Below are 20763 nucleotides of genomic sequence, written 5' to 3'. Positions count from 1 at the left end.
ATCATTTACTCCAATAACACTAGGCTCTGTATAAACTAAAAATACAAAGTTACCAATAGTACCTTTTCTCACTTAGATATTGTTCTTTTTGTTCTCTAGAATTTTCATGATTTCTATTTCCTAGTAATTCATCTGATGAAGAAACTATAGGGTCGATCCAGTCAGCTTTGGATCTAATCCAATCAATTTCCTCTTTACTAAGTTTTCCTGCTATCTCTAGTTTATCAGCCATCAATCTTAAATCATTTGCTGTTTGAAAATCTTCTAGCATATTGAGAAGAGACATTGTCCGCTTCTTCTCTTCTTCGATTCTATTTTGTAATTTTCTTTTTCGCTCTTGTTCTTCTTCGTATAGTCTTTCTCTCTCTTCACGTTCAAGGCGTAAGTTCTTGACTTTATAATACTCTTGGTAAATTAAAACAATTATTTCTGGGATTGATTGTTCAAGTGTGAATTCTTTAGTATCTTTAATGTATTTACCATCTATTATCTTAAATCGAAATTTTCCATTTGGTATATAGTCATACTTCTTTATTCTTGGTTTATAAGCATATCTATTAAACTTAACACTATCATTGTACTCTGCAAGTTCTTTAGCTTCTTCTTTTGTTAATTCATGACTTACTTTGTCTGTTGATTCTATAACCTCAAAACGAACAAGATCCTTATCAATTTGAATATCCCAATTTGAAGTTACATTATCACCGATTCTTTCAATTACAGTAACTAGAGTATCTGAAAAGCGATAGAAACGTGGAAGAGAATTTAGTGAAATATTTTTTACAAATTTAGGTTCTTTTAAATCATTATATCTGTGTCTAGAATCAAAGTAAGGATAGGAAGCAGCTTTTTCCCTCTTATTCCACTCTGCGATTTTATCTCTTAGATTAGCTACAGATTTATGTAATCTCTTATTTGGAGACTGGTTTAAGTTTGAAACGGCTTCTATAATAAGCTCTATTTTATCGTCCTCTAAAAATGATAATGAACTTCTTATACTAGTTGTATCAAGTTTAACAGTATCTTTATTTTTATCTTCCGAAGTCTCCTCTTTATGTTTAGTAGGTTTTATTCTATTGTTCTTTAGACTTTTTCTATCAATATTAATTTCATTTACGTCATTTTGTGGTAATGGAACAATAAGTTCACTTAAGTCTTGTCCAGTATTCTTACGATACCAATAACTACCCTTTGGAATTGGGATTTCAAATTCTTTACATTTCTTGAGTAAGTCAGAATAACTTAAATCATATTTCAATGAAACTTGTTTCGCACTTATCTCCCAGATTTCTTCATAGAGTTCTTCTCTAGAAAAGGTCTTTATCATCTTCATTCGAAACACCTTTACCCTTATACTTTACATCACCATTTTTATATTTACCAAGCGAAAACGCAAATTCAAAAACTTCTAATTCTTCACTTCTGCATTTTCGCTTAATATAAAAAGTAAATCTTGTTTTAAACCGTTAAATTCCTCTATAATTTTATCTAAACTAGTTTCAATATTCTCAACACGGATCTCTGATAGTTTTCCGTGGTTATAAGAAATCATTCTTTCAGCGATAATATGATATGACCAACTCTCAGTGAAACGTCTGTCTCTTTCTTCGTTGTGAATAGCAAAACCAATTGGAAGAAGATTATTTCTAAGACCTATAGCAACTGCCTGTGAACTTATACCTAAATAATCACCAGCAATTTTTAATGTGATTTTATTTAATTTTCTAATATCTTCATCGGTATATTTCGGCATGTTTATACTCCTTTGTTATAATTGCAAATGCAATATTATCTAATTTAAAATATCTTGATGAGCTGCTATCTAGTCGCTTTCCCTAATAATAAAATTAATATGTGGCACACAATACTCTGAAAGCTAATTATCTATTCAATTAAAATTTATTGTTAATCAAAAACAATCTCTTCAAATTCATAGTTACGATGTTTTCTATGAATTCCAAAAATCTTTTTCGGTAAATTATCTCTAGTTAAATAAAGCTTTTTATCTTCTAACTCACCTTTATCAATCTTTTTAAGAGAATCTTCAAATTCGTCTACTTTATAGAATAAAAGACCATCATAATGTTCTACACCATCATCATTAAATTCAATAGTGTTATTATGAATATCATATACTAGATTTTGTTTTATGCCATCGTCATATTCAAATACAAAATATAGATTATACCTATTGAATTCTCGGATCTTTTTACAAAGTTCATCAAATTGGTCATGGTGAATAAGATTTAACTCATGTTTCCTCTCTTCTGGAATAATACATGATCCCAATAAAACGAAATAAAGGTAGATTGCATTTCTACGTATTTTTTCAACCAAATCCCAATCATTTAAATTATGAGTATGAAAGAAACCGTTTCGACATTCAATTCTAAAACAACTAATCATGTCAGTAACTATTTTTGCATTATCCGGATTTGAAAAAATATGCTTATTACATCTTAAAAAAATATTCAAAAGTTCCAATAGAACTATCCATGAATTCTTTATGATGTTCCGTAAATTCGATATATGGATAGTTTGTGAACCTATAATTGTTTCCCTGCTTATTTCCGGGAACTTTATTAAATTTGTTATCTATCATCTCAAGAACTGGGATATTCTGTCTGAAAGCTTTTTTCAACATATCTCGTTTCATTGCTATTTTACAATCGTTGTCAATATTGAGCATAACAATCTTATACAATAACTGTTCAATAGACTTTAAGTATCCACTAACGACAGAGGTGTAATCAAAGTTCTTTTTACCCTTAAACGAATCATAAAGCCATTCCGATGTTATAAAACTTGCAGCATATTCGTTCGAACTTACCATTGTTTCATATAATTTATTGAAAATATATGATTTATGCATATCATCCAGATTTTCAAAAATAATATTTTTTTGAGTGAGATATAAATAGTTCTGGACCTTCTTATCACTTACATTAATAATCTGATACCTGTAATTCAAATAATCCCAATCTCTAAGCTTTTTCTGTTCAAAAATTTTTATTGAAGCCAGATTCATTTTAGAAAGAAATCTAACAGATTTATAACCTGTGATTTCCTTTGTAATGTTTAGGTAATTATCAATAGAATCAATAAACGCTTTATATTCTTCTTCACCAAATTGTTTTAAATAAAATTCATGAATAGATAATGCTCTTATATTTACATTTGTATCTTTATATTGTTGATTCTCTAGCTCAATCAATTAATTTATTTGTTTGCTTACCTTTTGAAGTTCTAATGATAATCGCTTTATCGACATGATTAGATTTAAGAATACTATTGATATCTTCATCTTCAAGGAAATCTGCTAACCTATATCCTATTCGTTCATGATTTTCTTTAATTATAAAAATAAATGGAGCATCATGTGAATATTCTACAGGTATATTATACTCCTTCAGTATCCGCCAAAGGATGTTAGTTAGTAATATTTTAGCAGCTTTTTCCTGTCTTTCTACTGCGAAACGATAAAAATAGAAATCATCATCAGCAAATTGAAAAAGTTCTTCATTCCGAATAGACTGGGATTTCACCCACGATTCTATAAAATGCTTTAGCATATTTATATTTTTATCAATTTCTTCTTTATAGATATATGAACAGTCAATTTTTTTCATTATTTTTCTAACCTTGAATATTTTTATAAAATAAAAAAAGCATCAAATCCTAAGATTATGTGCTTCTCCAAGTATATAGGAGTTAACAGTTGCTTTTAGTAGCAACTGCAAACTCCTTAGTAGCTTCAATCACATGGATTGAAACACGCTCAGCTGCTGAAGAATTCATATTCAATGCGAAAATGGTTGCAACCGCAGCTGTGCCAAGGGCAACAACGAACTTCCAGTCAATTAAGACAGTTAAGTTCATAGCACACACCTCCTTTCAGGCTTTAAAGCCAAGAATATATAGGTGGGTATATTGTTGCCCTATCCAATGTTTCCACTGGACTACTTTAGTATACTTCAGAGATTTAAATCTGTCAATTCTTTATATAATGTAATACACTGTATCTGTAGGTAATCACCATAATTCTAAGAAAGGTTGATCACAAGTTCCAGCTTACATATTAAACTCTATTTCACTATTATTCTTTTCTGTTTCTTAAGGTAAAACACACCTTTTAAAAGTAAATCTATTAATTAGCTCCAGATTAAGATGTAAATAGTTATTTATTATCTAAGTCAAAACCAATCTGCCAAAATCCCATATCAAGTATTTTCATTTGAGGATATATCATATTAGCAACTATAAAATTTTTTTGGACTGAATCTAATTGTTCTAAGTTTTTCTCATAGAAATTTACTAGTTGTAAAATAGATTTAATGTTATAGGTTCCAATGGCAACCTTTTGTGATCTTATTCCAGTAACAAAATATCTATCATATGCCGGAACACAACCAAGTGTGCCCATCAGTATCTTTGTGATTAGTGTGTCTGATAAGTTGTTTTTTAGTGCTGATCCTCTCACTTCATGTCTGATTACATTATAATAATTAGCAATAAATTCATTTATTTCCTTTAGTAATTTTTGGTTAGTTTCATTTTTAAAATCTTTACATTCTATTCCTGCTAAAGAATCATATTTGTTGCTTAAGATTTCTCTTACTCCAGGGATATGTACTCTATAATCCTTTTGTAATAATAATGAAGAACCTCGATACATCCCCCAACTTGCTAAATAAAATGCAAGTTGTAAACTCAGGTAATCTAGATTCACATCATTCTCTTTTCGAGCTGTCATAAAATGTGAATAACAATGTTCCCATGAACGATATCTATCATGTTCATCGGCTTTTAAATCGTTATAAAATTCAGTTGATGATTTAATAATCATATCAATTGTTTTCATACTTTTCTACTTTCCTAATCAACTTTCAAATATATAGCGTTTTCATTTTTTTCTTATCCTATTATATCATTATTTAAAATAAAAAACTGCAACTTACTAGTTGCAGTCAAACACAGATTTACTTCTGTTCCTTTTAGAAACTTATATTTTCATTTTCAGGCATAGTAAAAATATCGTTTTTTTCAAAATAAGGTTTTACCATCTCTTTCCATCTAGCTTTATGAAAATTGATTGAGTTTAAAGGAGACAGACCATAATTTCCCAATGCATAACCATCATTTACTTCAACAACAAGTGTCCTGCCATCACGAGTAACACCGATATCTAGTCCATAAGCTATTGGTGCATCTTTCCAACATGATATGGCATCATCAATTACACTAGGATCAAATTGTGCATGATAATCACCAGTATAGGGGCGAACATCTAATACTTGACCATCTAACACAAAACACCGCCATTCTGCTATGAATTCTACAACCTCACTGATCCATATAGGATAGTCGAAAGGTAGACCAATACCTATCAAATCACGGGTTCCGTTAACAACTCTTCCATTAAAAACTTTTGAACCAGCTTTAGGCTTAATAAATTTTCCCCAATTATCAGGTATATTTACAATCTCTCCCAAAACACCTTCATAAATCTTTCGACCATAAAACTCTTTAAGCTCAATAGGATAATCATAAACTGGAACGTTTAACCCCATCATTTTTAGTAATGCTCTAGTCTCCGTTATATAATCTACAACTATATCTTCGCTTGTTAACTGTTTTATTTCAGAAAAAGATTGATATAAAATAACTTCTTCTCCTTGTAAGTAGGCACCTACTTGAGCATTGTATTTATTAATTGAAACTTCACTTGGTAGTTTGCTTTGTCTAATATAAACAACCATTTCATCACTCCTATATCACTAGTGTTACACCTTTCTGTAAAAAAATAATAGCATTTTTGCTGTTATTTTTTTGAGTAAATAGCTCCCATAATATCATCAAAATAATCAACGGTATTTAGGAGTAATTCAATAACCTGGGACTTTGTTAGTCGCATTCCTCTTCTATCTCTAGCATCTTCTACTAAATTTTCAAGTTTCTCTAGATTTTTATCATCCAAGCTAATCATTATTCTATTTTTATCAGTTGCCATTTTCTTCACCTCTAGTTAATTCTATCACAGGTGTAACACTTGTGTCAACAGATTTTTATAATATATTATTGAAAAAATGGGAACTTTTTATATTAGGTAACAAAATATCCCAACGGTATTAGAGAATTGAAGTATTCTCTTTCTAATCCTATAGATATGCCTATTCTGTTCGAGTTTCAGCTAAATATATTCTCCATTCAGCTAATTCTTCAGGCAAATCATAAACAGTTTTTCCATTACTTTTATAGATTTCAGAGATTCCTGGTGAGGTCTTAGAAAAAGTTTTCCAAGCTGTCACTAGTTCTTCTACAAATTGAATATTATGAGGTTCAAAAAAGTCATTAAATTTCGATAGTTCTTTACTATAAATTGTTACAACATTATAACTATCAAGCATGATCTCGTCATGACTTTTATGCCCACCAAATCCAAACTTACTTAGTCCATCATTAACAAGCAAATCACCGTATCTAATCAACAGTACTAGGCATTCCTCTCTTGAACAACCATCAATATAATAAACATCCTTATGGGACTCCTTGATGATATTCTTTGCTATCACTTTTTCTCTATCAATACTGACAGGCAATTCCAAAATAAAAAACAAGGGTTCGTCATGAATCGCAATAAAGTGTTGAAAAACCTCTAATATTTTTTCTGCGTGTACATTCGCCATCAAATGATGTTCAGTTAACTTTGTAAATGATTCAAATAGGTTTTCTACCAAGCTAACTTGATGACCTTTTACTAAGTTCAACATTCTGTGTCCTCCAGAGAATTTAAACAATATCCACATTTATAATCTCATTATACCATTAACCCCCTAAAAAGACTGCAACTTCCCAGTCACAGTCTCTTATAAATCTACCTCAGTCCCTTCAAGGAAAGTTACTACAATTTGTCCAGCTTCTGAAATGCTGATGTGGTCGAGAACTTGATTCATGATAACTCCATTAAATCTATCTAAATCTAGTATCTGATACATCTGCTTTGCATGGTGCTTAAGGAGAAGATTCGCTCCTTGCTCTAGCTTTTGCCACTTATCTACCACATCGGATCTATGCTTTTGAAGCAGTTCAACCGCTTTCATAAATGCTTTTTCAAGCATTTCCTCATCGATATGATTGTTTAAACATCCAATCTGGCCTTTAATCCTATATCGATTATTACACTGCCAAACCTTACGTTTACCTCGACTTGTAGTCCAATTTTTTCTACCAAATGCTGAACCACATTCTGCGCAAAATACTTTTGTTGTAAAGGGATTATTTTCTTTCTGCATGATATAAAATTTGAGCTTATGTTGTTCTCTAAATCTCTTTCTTCTTGCTATTTCTAACTGAACAATCTCCCACTTATCTCTATCTAAGATTGCTTCATGATTGTTCTCGATATAGTATTGATTAACTTGTCCATCATTATCAATTCGTTTCTTCGTCAGGAAATCAACGGTATAGGTTTTCTGAAGCAAAGCATCACCCTTGTATTTTTCATTTTGAAGCATTTTCCATATAGCACTTGGGCACCACCTTGCTTTACCTGTACAACCTGGTATTTCCTGTTTTCTTAGCTCTTTTGAAATAAATTCTGGACTGTACCCTTCTAGAAATCTATCATATATATGCGTTAAGATCTTAGCTTGTACATGATTTATAATGCGATTTCCTTTTTTATATTTGTCTTATCACATAAATTTCATAGTTTTTTATCCCTTACTTAAAATTTACAACACCAGTATATAAAATAATAAAAGGATGACTATATAGCCATCCTGACAATTTTTATAATTGTATCAAGTTTTACCCAAAAATACTGTATTAATCTATCCTTCTCACATTAAACACATCAAAAGTTCAGTCTGCGAAAGCATAACATCCCTTATATAAGAACTAATACACTCACTTTTAACATATTTAAAGAAGTATCTGCCAAAATATAATCCCAATCTATATAACACTACAAAAAAGTATTCCACTATTTGCAATACTCTTTTGTAGTGTCTCGCTAGCTCTGCATAAATGCTACCGAAGCTCCCCACCGCTGCGACGAGACACATTAGAAATTTTGAACCCTGCGAAATTATTGTTACCATAATCTTGCCCTCCATTACATTCAATACATTGAATAAGCAATCACTTACCAAGTCTATAAGTATTTCTACAGCCACTTGTGTGACCAACAGAAATAAGGTAGAGGAGTCTGATACATCGGTTAGCAGCAAATGATGAGGAGGGGAGTCGAACCCCTATCCCCGATAACAGAAGATTCAATTTTTCAATCTTATTCTATCATGAAATTTTCAAATAAACAATCATAATTTTACTCTTAATCTTCTAAAAATTAAAACTCAAGCTATGTTAAGAAATTCGTCAACAACATCTACAAATTTCCCCAAGACCAAATCTTGCCTAAGTTTCATATATAAGAGGTGACACATTCATTCCCATAAAGCCATGCTCATTGGTAATAAATGTATCCCCGTGTGTAAATGGAAATAAAAACTCAGTAACACCACCTATCGGACTAAGACACTCAACTGCTGCTATCAGTCTGATGCTTCCTCACATATCACAAAAAACCGGGTATCACAAAAATTTTTGCAACCCCCGGAAGTCACATAATATTAACGATATTTGTTGTACGTTATTTATCGCCAACATAGCTACTCCACTTAAATTTTTAAGGAGAATAGTCTCCATAAAAATAATTAAATGAATATTTTCAATACGCTCTATGCAAGACCAATCCATCCATACCCTTGTACTGTCATGTCGACAAAATGATTGATGAGTAAGGTTACCTTAGAATCAAATGCTGCTTTGTCATAACTCTCAGGAAGATCCTGATTTAATGATAATTCAACTTCATATTTAAGTTTGGCACGCGGCTGTTCGTCTTTGTACCAATCTACAACAAGAAGATTACTACGATTATCCATCAATTTCTTAAACAGATTTTTTGCAGAGAGTTTTACTTTTTGTTCCTCAACCTGTGTCAATTTCTTTCCAGCAACCAATAAATCGTAAATTTCCAATTCTTCTTCAGTAAGACCTTCTGTATTGGCACGATTGTCCTCTTGACGTAGTTCTTCAAGGAGTTTCACAAGTTGCTCGTAATAATCTTCATTTTCAGTACCGCCTGCATTATAGGAATCAATAATGCGTTTGAATCGTTCAGAGAATTTCGTTCTAGTGCAATTTCTCTTAAGCATTTGTTCTAGCGCTTGCTCTATATATTCCTTCAAATCATCAATTTCAATAGCTTTATACTCAGCCAATTTTATTTCTTGTCTTAACTGCTCAATATCTACTTTAGATAAATCTATGACCTTTGTCCCTTTAATCATGTACTGAGCTTCTTTCTCTCGAACATAATTAACGAAATCCTGACTTGCAATTACACTACCGTCTAGAATTTGATTCATTTTTTGTCTGGCACGAGCTACTTTTTCATCATCAATAGTATGGTAAAACAATCCATGTAAATAAACGAGTGGTGCAAATTTATCATTAGTCCAATTTCTTTCAAAGATTTCTGGTTTTGATGCTTCGTAGAGATTTGTTAAGGTGTTCAGTATAACCTTGAATTTCTCTTTAGCATCATCTTTAGCAATAATAGCATCATAAGCTCCTCTTAAAGCATCCAGTTTATCCAGAGTATTGGAATCTGCAATGATTTTTTCTAGTGAAACACCTAAAGAAAGCAAGAAAGAATCTGCCTCATGAATTGTACCATCAATATATCCGATTAGCTGATCTATATCTTTTGCAGGAAATTCTGTTCCATCATTACCCGTGGCATATTCTGTTAACGCTTTCTTCATATATTTAAAAACATTCACATAATCAACGATAATTCCAGAAAGTTTTCCTGGATAAACTCTGTTAGCACGAGCTATTGCTTGCATCAGCGTATGCCCCTTCATCGGTTTGTCAAGATAGAGCGTAGAAAGGTTTTTCACATCAAATCCTGTTAGCCACATGGCACACACAAACACTAATTGCAGAGGATCATCTGGACTCTTGAATCTATCCTCGATATCTCTCCCATCAGGTGTGATTTCTTTCATCTTTGCACGATGCTCAGATATTTTCAATCCTTGTTTAGCAAACTTGGCATCTTCATCATTCTCTTCAGAAATAACGACTGCCATTTCCACCCTATTCATATAAACAAGAATATTTGTGAGCTGATCACGTTCTTCCTTTGTAGTGGCAGAATTTCGCTGTTTCGTAATATTTTGTTTTTCAATAGCCCAGTAATGCTGAACCTTGTCATACATCTTGACAGCTGTATATTTGTCAACTGACACAACCATTCCCTTCCCAAGAAATCCTCGTCTTGGAAAGTGGTATGCAATATCCTGCGCAACCTTATCCAGTCTATCATCACGTTTAATAACTTCTAAAATACGAGAGGATGCATTTTCTAACAGACGGATTTCGTCGTCGTTAAGATTTTCTTCTTCGATAATATCTATAACATCATCATCAAGGAAATTATTTTCAAGACCTACTTCCGGAACTCGTCTGGAATAGAACAATGGTACAGTAGAACCATCCTCGACAGATTGTGCAAAGTTATACTCTGAAACATACTCACCAAACCATTGATTTGTAAGACGCTTAGCCCCGAGAAGTGGCGTTCCTGTAAACGCAACAAAATTAGCATTAGGAAGTGCTGTTCTCATGTTTTCTGCTAAATCTTTGTACTGTGTTCTATGTGCCTCGTCAACAAGTACAATGATATCATCACGTTTAGAAAGAACAGGATACTTCTTCGTCTTGTCGTATCTGAACTTATGAATCAGTGTGAAGATAAATGTCTTGTTAGTAGTCAGGAATTCTCTTAGTTGCTTGCTGTTTTTTGGTTGACACTCTTCTTTAGAACCAATAACCTCTGTGCGTACAAAATTCTTATGAATCTGCGTATCCAAATCTTCACGATCTGTGATAATAAGGAATGAAAAATTACCAGCCGCTTTGCGTTTAACCTTACGGGCAAACATAACCATAGAGTAGGACTTACCCGAACCTTGTGTATGCCAGAAGACACCCAGTTTACCATTCAATTCTTTTCTGTTTTTTACTGATTCCATCAGATTATTTACACCTAAATACTGATGGTTTTTAGCGATAATTTTTATTTGTTGATTCTCAAAGAGAATAAAATTTTCGATATAATCAATCAATTTATCCTTGTTTAATAAACCATCAACAAAATATCTTACAGAACTGTCTTTTACATTTTCTGCCGAAAGAATTGCTTCTCGATCCAGTACTTCTTTTTCACTATCAACTTTAAGCCATTCAAAAAAATAGTCATAGGTCGCATTGAAGGCGCCAAGTTTTGTTTCTAATCCATTTGAAAGAACACAAATTTGATTGAATGCAAATAGATTTGAAACATCTCGTAAATAATCCTTTAAATTCTTATTATAGGCTTCTTCAATTTTAACGATACTATTCTTCAGTTCAATGAACACAATCGGCATTCCATTGATGAAGATAAGGATATCCGGTCTGCGATAATAAACCTTACCTTGGATCCACATCTGAGAAACTGCTGTGAAAGTGTTGTTCTCCGGATGCTCGAAATCGATAAGCTTAACAAAATCAAAGTCTTCTTTGTTGTCTTTGCGAACTGTGATTTTTATATTATTGCGGATTTGTCTATATATTTTATAGTTAGTATCAACAATATCCTTACCTGTGTAATCCTGCCTCAAGTTTTTTACTATCTCCTTTATTTTATCTTCAGAGATAGTAGGATTGATACGCTTGAGAGAAGAAAGCATAACATCAGGAAGAACACATTCTTTCTTTGAAGCTCTTCCTGTACCATCATTCAAATCATCTCGCTTACTCGGATCAGCATCACAAATGAGGATATCATAGTTAAATGGTTCCGTTTTTAATTTTGCAAGTATAGCCTGTTCTATATCATCTTCAGATATAAAGTTACGCATAGGAACACCTCCTTACACTTCAAGTTTTCCACTCATTAGGCGCGGTAAAAGCATATCTCTTTGTTTTGTAAGTGATTGATTGCGCTGATTAAGTATTTTGATTTCATCATAATACGGCTTAACAAAATCATTATATTTATAAATCAATTCTTCAGTTGGAATTAAAACACAGAGCTTATTGATGTTTTTAGGATAAACATGGGGTTGTGCAGCTCCGCATTGCAAATTAATAATAACTGGTTGTAAAAATTTAAGCGTATTATATACAAACCAAATTATTGCATCGTCCTGATAGTAGGAACAATCTGCAGCCCAAATATCCTGCAAATGATATTGAAGATATCCTGAATTAGCACCCGAGGCACTGATTGTAAGGCTTTCACCAAATACATTCGCTTCGTTATGATATCCAGAAGGTTGTAACCCTGCTGAAATTACAGGAATATCACCTTCAACCATCTTCGCTGCAGTAATATTTTTTCCTCTTAAAAAGCTTCCAATATTTTTAAATTCATCATATTTGAAGATAGTAGCTGTAAAGTGTTTTTTATCTTCTGTGACAACTTGCCAGCCTCTAGGTTTCTTTTCCTCAAATTCCACATCCTCATATCCTGGAAAGCGAAATCTTACAAACCATTCCTTATAAAGATTCTCTGCCATTTGCTCCAACAACTTGATACGCTTGTTGTTGTTTTCTATAAGTTCATCAAAAGGTAAAAGAACAGAAACAATTTTATTTTGCCTATCCAGTGAGTAGTCTGGTATGGTAAATCTCAACAACCCTTCAATTCTAAGATTAGGTTGAGTAGCAACGCAAGATATATTGTCTATATACTGTAAAAAGCTATCTGTTTGAAAAATATAATGTATAAATCTTGGGTTAACACTTTTTTCAAGCTTTAGTCTTATTGTTCCATTGTTATAAACTGAATTAATATCGGATGTAATTATTTTTGATACACCAACAGTTGCACCTGTTCTTGCAATTAACAAATCATTTTTTTTGAGCAAAAATTTTTTTCTGTCTTTTTCGCTTGTTTCAGTGAATCCCCACTCATCATATTGTTTCTCTTGTGAGATATCCTGAATACGTATGCATTTTAGCCCGGTATCATATTCAACTATCGGGGCTCGTTTTATTGCATCTAATCCAGTATTAGCACTTATTGTTTTCTCTTTTAACCTCATGTTGTTCACCCTAATAATCCTTTCAGATTATTTATAATGAGTTCTTCAAGTTTCTTTGCCTCAGCACTTAATGAAGTGAACTCGGCATTCAAGAATAACATTTCTTCCTTAAACTCTTCCTCAGTTAAGTAATCATCTTCAATAACCACACCTACATAACGTCCTGCATTGAGAGAATAGTCTTGATCAATGATTCCGTCTTCACCATCCAGCAGTGCCACCTTACAAAGACCAATAACATCTGCATATACACCATCTGGAAATCTTTCTGTTAACCAATCGATCTGTGATTGCCAGTAATCTTTAGTTAGAACTTCTTTATCATCAGAAGATTCTGGAGCATTTGCAAGTTCTGTTTGATATTCATCAAGCAAGTCAATAAGAGCTTGTGTATCACCATGATATAGTTTGGTGATTACTCCAAGGTTCTTAATCTGCTGATCTGAGAACTTTCTATGAGCACGGTCAATCTGAGTAAATACATTTCTAGCATCGATAAATAAGATTTCATTTTTCTTATCAGTATTCGGCTTCTGCTTATCAAAAAACCAGAGAGTTGCAGGAAGTGTAACAGATGAAAACATATTAGAAGGAAGAGTCACCATCTGTGAAATGATACCTTCTTCGATCATTTTCTTTCTAATTTCATATTCTGAACCGGAAGCGTCCGAAGCAGAATTTGCCATAACAAGCCCTGCCTTACCATGCGTGTTTAGCGCAGTGGCAAAGTAGCCAAGCCACAAGTAGTTAGCGTTTGGTACTGTTTCTTTTTTATCAGATTTTTTCTTAGTTGATTTACTTTTATTTCTTGGTACACCATAAGTATTGAAGCGGATATCGTCAGATACTTTCTCAACCACAACCTCATCAACATTAAACGGAGGATTTGCCATTACATAGTCAAACTGCCCAAATGCATTATATGGATCTGAATAGAATGAGTTAGCTTGTGTAATGTCACCACGAATATTATTAAGAAGAAGATTCATCATTGCCAGTTTTACTGTATCAGGTTCCTTTTCAACACCATAGCAACGGAACTTCATCTGTTCACTCTCACTAGCATTGTGATTATGCATATACCTTGCAGCCTGAACAAACATCCCTCCTGAACCACATGCTGGATCTAGGAACTTCTTTTCACCGGGCTGAGGATCTAATACTTCAACCATATATCTTACAACTGTTGCAGGTGTATAGAATGTCCCACCATCCTTACCTTCCGCAAGTGCGAATTTTCCTAAGAAGTATTCATAAATTTCACCAAAGATGTCAATAGTACTATTCTCAGGAATATCCTTGAAAATACGCACAATGTTAGAAAGAAGCTCTGGTTCCTCTTCTGGAACAAGCTGTGCGTATACTTCTTTAGGAAGAACTCCTTCCATTCTAGGATTTTCATCTTCAATAGCTTCCATAGCTTCCTTTACGATGATAGCTTTGTTTGCATCGTCCGGTGCGTCATTAATAAAATCGTAATAAGCACATTCTGGAAGATAGAAACCGCACTTTTCTAAAGAAATTTCTTTCACGGATTTTTCCATACGACTACCTTTAAGTCGATTATATTCATCTTCAATTTCATCCTTATGTTGTTTATATAAAATATCTGCATATCTAAGGAAGATAAGTCCTAGAATAGGCTGACCATATTTATTTGCAGCTAAATGCGCACTTGCACGAAGAACATCGGCAGAATGCCATAGTTTATCTTTTAATTCTTTCAGTTCTGTATCTTTCATTTTCTATTTTTCCTCCTTCATAAATTCAAGTACATCGTTAGGATAGGAGTACAGTTCAGCACTAAGCAGATACTCTCTAATTTATCTAAAGCTATGTATTTTCCTGTACGTATTTTCGTACTAATATTCGCCAAAATATTAGCTTCTCTTAGCAAATCCTGATTAGAGATTTCTTTTTCTATCATCATATGTAGCTGTTTTTTGTAACTTACAGTCATCATAATCTCTCCGTCAACGTTTTAATAAATTATATCACATTTCTGTGAATACGCATACAGCTGTATATCCTTTAAATCAGATCTACCCTAAGAAAAAAGGCATAACCCCGAGAATACACTCTAGACTATGCCATCTTTTTTATAATTACTGTTTCTCTAAGAAGCTTACCGCCTCAACATGACGAATTCTTGGAACTCAAAAGGTTTGGGGAGTTCAAAGCTCCAGTGGAGCTTTGAATCCTCTCGCCCTAAAATGAAAAAGCGAGAGGATTAACTACGTTTCACTAACAAACTCACACACTCGACGTGATGCGTCTGTGGGAATAAATCCACCGGTTGTACTTTCTTCAATTCGTATCCCAATTCTCGGTAGAGTTTGATATCACGCGCCATGGTAGCAACATTGCAGGAAATATAGGCAATGCGGTCTGCTCCTGTTTGAGCGCTTGCTTTGATAAAGCTCTCGGTCAAGCCCTTGCGTGGTGGGTCGACCAAGATAACGGTTGGTTGAATACCTTCCTTGAGCCAGTTCTTCATGGCATTTTCAGCAGTGTCACAGACATAGTGGGCATTAGTGATATTATTCAAGGTAGCATTCTTCTTGCTATTCTCTACTGCTTCTGGAATCACTTCAACACCGTAGACTTCTTTGACATGCTTCGCAACGGACAATCCAATCGTTCCAATACCCGAATAAGCATCGATCACCACGTCATCTGCTTTTAATCCTGCAAAATCAATAGCTGTCTGATAAAGCTTCTCTGCCATTTCAGTATTGACCTGGTAAAAGGCTGGGCCAGCGATTTGGTAGTTATTTCCCAACATCTGATCCGTAATATAGTCTTGACCATAAAGGGTGCGCCACTCCTTGCCGAAAATCGCATTGGTATTTCGGTCGTTGATATTTTGCATGACAGACACAATCTCTGGGAACTGCTTGATAACTTGTTCAATCAACTGCTCCACTCGGAAAACTTTAGAACGTGTAGTCACTAAGATAACCATGATTTGTCCTGTATAGTGACCACGACGCACCACAAGATTCCGAATCAAGCCAGACTGTTCCCTTTCATCATAAGGTTTCAAATCAAAACGACGGAGCAAATCGCGTAGAGCTACTACGACTTGATCAATGACAGGATCCTGGATAAAGAAATCTTCAAGGGGCATAAGGTCATGCGAATTCTTACGGAAAAAGCCAGTTTCCAAGACACCATTCACTCGACGAACGGGCACCTGTGCCTTGTTTCGATACTTAACTGGATTTTCCATACCTAGTGTTTCAGCGACCTCTACATCTCTAATGCCAGCAATTTTGTAGAGATTGTCTTTGACTTGCTTGGTTTTGAACTTGAGCTGCTCTGGATAGGCAAGATGCCCCAAGTCAGCGATACCTGAACGCAGGTAAGCCAAATCTAAATTTTGTTTACGATAAGGTGACTGAACAAGGTATTCTTCAACCTTCCCAAAACCAATTTTTTTATTGACTTTGAGGACTCGCATGAGGATTTTCTCAGTTGGTAGAGCATTTTCTACAAAGAAAACCAAACCTTCTACCTTGGCAACACCAGCCCCTTCATGGGTCAAATCAACAATTTCAACTTCTACAATATCATTTTTCTTTAACATATTTTTCACTTTCTATTGGCCAACAAAAAAAGACGGCAACATTTCTGCTACCATCTATTATATCATGAAATGACCTAAGCACCAAAACTCTTGAAGAAGTTGACAATAGCTTGCCATAGTGAGCTAAAGAAGTTGCCCCCGTCTTCTAGCGCTTTATTGGCATCAAAGTTGAGGTTGATATTTTTAAAGCTATCTCCAGCTTGGGATACAATGCTTTCCTTGAGGTCATTGAGGGTTTTAGTGAAATCAGCATTGTTCAAAATGTCACTCTTCGAGAGGTTGAGGGCAAAATTGATGATGATATTGACCTGGTTTCCTGTTATAACCTGATCAAGTTTGTAGTTTTTTAGCGTGTCTTCTACAATTTTGCGTACATCCTCTTCTGTCAGATTTCCTTTGGCTTCTTTTGCTTTTGCAATTCCTGTCTTGATATCTGTCATAGCCGCATTGAGCTTATTGGCATCGTAACCTGACTTGTCCTTGTTTTCAGCATTGATATCGGACAAGGCTTTTAGTTCTTCTTGGGCCAAGTCCTTATTGGCTTGCGGTACTTTAGCACCATTGGCCTCTAACGAGTAGTAAATTCCTGCTAGGGCACTCTCACCTGTAACTGGAATGGGTGCTGCAACTGTGATTTTGGCGTGCTCCACTCCCAGCGTCACTGCTGCGTTACGGTACATATCCTGCGTCACCTTGGTGATATTTTCAGGCGTTTCAATCTTGACCTCTAGAGGTGATTTGTCACCCAGCTTTTGAATCTTGGCTGACGAATAAAGCTGTAAACTAGCGTCATTAGCCACATTCATGATTTTCGAATAGATATCAGGTGTCATGGTTTTGATATCTTTGGTATCTTTCGATGCGTCATAGCCAAGTTTTCTAAGTGTTTGATTTTTCTGGTCTTCCGTTAGTGAAGAGCCAAGAACATATTCAGGTTGTACATAGGTTTCATCGATTACTTTTTGAACATCGGTTGCTGCGTGGACGCTTATCATAGCTGTTGCGGCCCACAATACTGCAGCACTTGTTAGAAAGAATTTCTTTCTCATGGGATATTCCCTCCTTTACCTTTCTAGGGTAATAAAACAATCTTAAAGAAAACTTATAGCAAAAAACACCTGGTCTAGCCAGATGTCGAAAAGAAAGTGAAACATTTTATGATGCAAAGGTTTAGCCGTACCTGTCTAGAATAGTAATAGTTTCCACCATTTACATAGAGTTCAGCTCCGTGAAAGATAGAAATAGGGTGAATATAACTATAGGTCTTTCCAGTGGTATTGCCAAGGATTGGGGCAACAGTCTCACGAGAATAACGCTTGGCCAGTGCTAGTGTATTTTTCTTGCCATTCTGAGCGATAAAGTCTATATAGGCAGGTCCAAAATTATAGGCTTGAACAGCAGTCCAGACATCTACCCCCTTGCTCTGAGCAAGATAGAGGTTATCTGTTAGAGTTTGAATACCTTGACGAATACTAGAGGCATTATCATTGATAGTGTTGGTTGAACCACTTGCAGACTCACTAGACTGCATAACATCCCCTTCTTTTCCCTTCGTTTCGGTATAAATCATGGCGAGCACAAGCTCTTCATTGGCTGGAGTATCTTTTTCACTCAAGATTTCTCGAACCATAGGTTGATAAGTCATGACTTGCTTGACGTCTTGGTGAACTCGGTAAACTTTATAACCAGCAAAAAGAATGACTGCTAGCACTAGCATTCTTCTTATAAATTTAAACATTATTTACTTTGAATATCCTCGATATTTTTGATTAAGATAGAATAGGTTCCATTGTCATTTTGGATAAACTCAACAGACTCCGCATCTTGATAGACGTTATTGGGAACGATGAGCTCAATTCCATTTGACAAGGAAAGCTTTTGATTTTCAAATTTCTTGAGCTGACGACTGGCATCAATTTCATCAAACTGGACTGGTTCTGGTACGGCTTCCTTGACTTGGTCGATAAAGCTCAAACGAGCTGTCAGATTGTTGTCAAAAAGGTCGTTAGCCAATTTTTCAGGCGACAATTCATTGCTTTCTTCAAGATTGTTGAAAATAGCTGATTTAACCTTGGATTGAAATTGAAAGTCATCAGTGTTAAAGGACTCAGCAATTCTCTGGGCTGTTTTCTCCAGTTCCTTGATGGATTTCTTTGGTGAAATCTTAGGGGCGACAGTTAGGAGATTTTCTGAAAAGTAGTTCAAAAAAGTCCCATTGTACTTGATTCGTTTTTCAATCAGATGGTACTTGCGACTCTGAAGATTGACCACCAAAGCCTCATCAGCTCCCGTTCCAAATCCAGGCAGGTTATTCTGAGTTAGCTTGATTGGGTTGTCATCTTCTCCTCCGAGGTGGGTCAAGGTTTCCCGCAGCGCAATTCGCAAGAAAGCGAAATGCTCTACACCTTCTTTAGAAAACTGAACAAAAACCAAGTCATTGGTCTTGAGATTTTCAGAAATGCTAAACTCCTCTTTCCAGAGATTAGCCAGTGTTACTGATGTCTCCAACAAATCGTCAGTAATGTGATTGAAGAAGGGATTTTCTTCCTCGAAAATCCCAGTCTTGGCTTCATCTGAATACACACGTTCAATTTTTTTGCGTAGGTATTCCTCGATTTTTGGAGTGATATTGAGAAACTTATCCGCTAGAAACAACTCGGTATCATCTGGGCTGAACTGATGGATAATAGCTTTCTTAATATAAATGTCCATAAAAGTATTAGTCCTCGTATAGTGGGAAAGCATCTGTCAATGCTTTGACTTCACTTCTCACTTCTTCTAAGACAGCTTCATTTTCTGCATTCTTAAGGGTTTTAATGATGAGTTCAGCTACTTTACGGCTTTCTTCTTCACCAAATCCACGTGCAGTGATGGCTGCAGAACCGATACGAATCCCACTTGTCTTGAATGGTGACAAGGTTTCGTATGGAATTGAGTTTTTATTTAGGGTAATATTAACTTCATCTAGCAAGTTTTGAGCAACTTTTCCGTTTTCTACAACCTTGGTTACATCCACTAGGAAGAGGTGATTTTCAGTTCCTCCAGAAATGATACGGAAATCAGGGTCTTGCAAGAAGACTTCAACCATAGCCTTGCTGTTCTTGATAACATTAGCAGCATATTCCTTGAAGGCAGGATCTAAGACTTCTTTGAAGGAAACTGCCTTGGCCGCGATAACGTGCTCTAAAGGACCACCTTGAATACCAGGGAAAATAGCTGAATTGATTTTCTTAGCTAGGTCCTCGTCATTGGTCAAAATCAAACCACCACGTGGTCCACGAAGAGTTTTGTGGGTCGTTGTTGTTGTGATATGAGCGTATGGCACTGGACTCGGATGTAGACCAGCTGCAACCAAACCAGCGATATGAGCCATGTCCACCATGAGCTTAGCCCCAACGGCGTCTGCGATTTCACGGAATTTTGAAAAGTCGATAATTTGAGAATAGGCTGAAGCACCTGCTACGATGAGTTTTGGTTTTACTTCTTGGGCTTGTTTCAAGATAGCATCAAAGTCCAAGAGTTCCGTTTCAGGATCCACACTATAAGACACAAAGTTGTAGGTTTGACCAGAGAAGCTAACTGGAGCTCCGTGGGTCAAGTGTCCACCTGCTGCTAAATCCATCCCCATAACGGTATCACCTGGTTCAATCAAGGCCATGTAAGCCGCACAGTTGGCTTGGCTCCCTGAGTGAGGTTGGACATTGGCGAATTTAGCACCGAAAATTTCTTTTGCACGTTCAATAGCTAAAGTTTCTACCACGTCTACTACATCAGTTCCACCATAATAGCGGCGTCCTGGGTAACCCTCGGCATATTTGTTTGTCAAGATAGACCCTTGAGCTGCCATAACAGCCTTGGAAACAACGTTTTCCGAAGCAATCAACTCAATGTTGTTTTGTTGGCGTTCTTCTTCTTTGGCAATAGCATTCCAGAGATCAGCATCGTATGCTTTAAAATCGTCTTTGTCAAAAATCATAGGTCTTCTCCTTTATAGTGTGACTGGTCCTT

At 35.1% G+C, this 20763-nt stretch carries 20 protein-coding genes; all 20 read right to left on the bottom strand.

Annotated features, from left to right (window positions below; all coding sequences use genetic code 11):
- Positions 1–49: 49 nt before the first annotated feature.
- The 20 genes from FOA33_RS04420 to glyA all read right to left on the bottom strand — a co-directional run bounded on the left by FOA33_RS04420 (position 50) and on the right by glyA (position 20731).
- Positions 50–1333 (bottom strand): cellulose synthase, encoded by a 1284-nt coding sequence (locus FOA33_RS04420; protein ID WP_221160771.1) that lies wholly within the window; start codon positions 1331–1333, stop codon positions 50–52.
- Positions 1334–1408: 75 nt separating this feature from the next.
- Complete coding sequence (locus FOA33_RS04415; protein ID WP_001127479.1) at positions 1409–1753, bottom strand: hypothetical protein; 345 nt, start codon at positions 1751–1753, stop codon at positions 1409–1411.
- Positions 1754–1905: 152 nt separating this feature from the next.
- Positions 1906–2484, bottom strand: a complete 579-nt coding sequence (locus FOA33_RS09210) for a hypothetical protein (protein WP_259664475.1) — start codon at positions 2482–2484, stop codon at positions 1906–1908.
- Positions 2453–3214, bottom strand: a complete 762-nt coding sequence (locus tag FOA33_RS09205) for a hypothetical protein (RefSeq protein WP_259664474.1) — start codon at positions 3212–3214, stop codon at positions 2453–2455. The genes FOA33_RS09210 and FOA33_RS09205 overlap by 32 nt, the downstream gene beginning before the upstream one ends.
- Positions 3207–3629 (bottom strand): hypothetical protein, encoded by a 423-nt coding sequence (locus FOA33_RS09200; RefSeq protein ID WP_259664473.1) that lies wholly within the window; start codon positions 3627–3629, stop codon positions 3207–3209. The genes FOA33_RS09205 and FOA33_RS09200 overlap by 8 nt, the downstream gene beginning before the upstream one ends.
- Before the next feature lie 82 nt (positions 3630–3711).
- On the bottom strand, positions 3712–3879 hold the full coding sequence (locus FOA33_RS04405) for an MFS transporter (protein WP_221160770.1): 168 nt from the start codon (positions 3877–3879) through the stop codon (positions 3712–3714).
- Between the two features lie 298 nt (positions 3880–4177).
- Positions 4178–4861: a hypothetical protein gene (locus tag FOA33_RS04400; RefSeq protein ID WP_221160769.1), complete on the bottom strand. Its 684-nt coding sequence runs from the start codon at positions 4859–4861 to the stop codon at positions 4178–4180.
- A 133-nt stretch (positions 4862–4994) separates the two neighbouring features.
- The gene (locus FOA33_RS04395; RefSeq protein ID WP_221160768.1) at positions 4995–5759 is read right to left on the bottom strand and encodes an ATP-grasp domain-containing protein; all 765 of its coding nucleotides are present in this window, start codon (positions 5757–5759) and stop codon (positions 4995–4997) included.
- Positions 5760–5821: 62 nt separating this feature from the next.
- Positions 5822–6010, bottom strand: coding sequence for a hypothetical protein (locus FOA33_RS04390; RefSeq protein ID WP_000179769.1), 189 nt, complete (start codon positions 6008–6010; stop codon positions 5822–5824).
- Positions 6011–6170: 160 nt separating this feature from the next.
- The gene (locus FOA33_RS04385) at positions 6171–6770 is read right to left on the bottom strand and encodes a hypothetical protein (protein ID WP_221160767.1); all 600 of its coding nucleotides are present in this window, start codon (positions 6768–6770) and stop codon (positions 6171–6173) included.
- Positions 6771–6866: 96 nt separating this feature from the next.
- Entirely contained in the window at positions 6867–7592 is a 726-nt protein-coding gene (locus FOA33_RS04380; protein WP_463674504.1) for a recombinase family protein, read from the bottom strand.
- A gap of 1149 nt (positions 7593–8741) precedes the next feature.
- On the bottom strand, positions 8742–11978 hold the full coding sequence (locus FOA33_RS04375) for a type I restriction endonuclease subunit R (RefSeq protein ID WP_221160766.1): 3237 nt from the start codon (positions 11976–11978) through the stop codon (positions 8742–8744).
- Between the two features lie 12 nt (positions 11979–11990).
- Positions 11991–13166, bottom strand: a complete 1176-nt coding sequence (locus FOA33_RS04370) for a restriction endonuclease subunit S (RefSeq protein WP_221160765.1) — start codon at positions 13164–13166, stop codon at positions 11991–11993.
- A 5-nt stretch (positions 13167–13171) separates the two neighbouring features.
- A complete protein-coding gene (locus FOA33_RS04365; protein WP_221160764.1) occupies positions 13172–14908 on the bottom strand; it encodes a type I restriction-modification system subunit M in 1737 nt (578 codons plus the stop codon).
- Positions 14909–14925: 17 nt separating this feature from the next.
- Entirely contained in the window at positions 14926–15093 is a 168-nt protein-coding gene (locus FOA33_RS04360; RefSeq protein ID WP_231082574.1) for a helix-turn-helix domain-containing protein, read from the bottom strand.
- A 303-nt stretch (positions 15094–15396) separates the two neighbouring features.
- Positions 15397–16755: a 23S rRNA (uracil(1939)-C(5))-methyltransferase RlmD gene (gene rlmD / locus FOA33_RS04355; protein ID WP_221160763.1), complete on the bottom strand. Its 1359-nt coding sequence runs from the start codon at positions 16753–16755 to the stop codon at positions 15397–15399.
- A gap of 74 nt (positions 16756–16829) precedes the next feature.
- A complete protein-coding gene (locus FOA33_RS04350; RefSeq protein WP_221160762.1) occupies positions 16830–17804 on the bottom strand; it encodes a DUF1002 domain-containing protein in 975 nt (324 codons plus the stop codon).
- Positions 17805–17878: 74 nt separating this feature from the next.
- A complete protein-coding gene (locus tag FOA33_RS04345; RefSeq protein WP_221160761.1) occupies positions 17879–18493 on the bottom strand; it encodes a lysozyme family protein in 615 nt (204 codons plus the stop codon).
- Complete coding sequence (locus FOA33_RS04340) at positions 18493–19467, bottom strand: nucleoid-associated protein (RefSeq protein ID WP_221160760.1); 975 nt, start codon at positions 19465–19467, stop codon at positions 18493–18495. The genes FOA33_RS04345 and FOA33_RS04340 overlap by 1 nt, the downstream gene beginning before the upstream one ends.
- A 7-nt stretch (positions 19468–19474) precedes the next feature.
- Positions 19475–20731 carry a serine hydroxymethyltransferase gene (gene glyA / locus FOA33_RS04335; protein ID WP_221160759.1) on the bottom strand — a complete coding sequence of 419 codons (1257 nt, stop codon included), beginning with the start codon at positions 20729–20731 and terminating at the stop codon, positions 19475–19477.
- Positions 20732–20763: the final 32 nt, after the last annotated feature.

Origin of the sequence: Streptococcus cristatus (assembly GCF_019685515.1) — a bacterium.
In the GTDB taxonomy this organism is placed as follows: Bacteria; Bacillota; Bacilli; order Lactobacillales; family Streptococcaceae; genus Streptococcus.
This window is presented reverse-complemented; position numbering and strand designations above follow the sequence as displayed.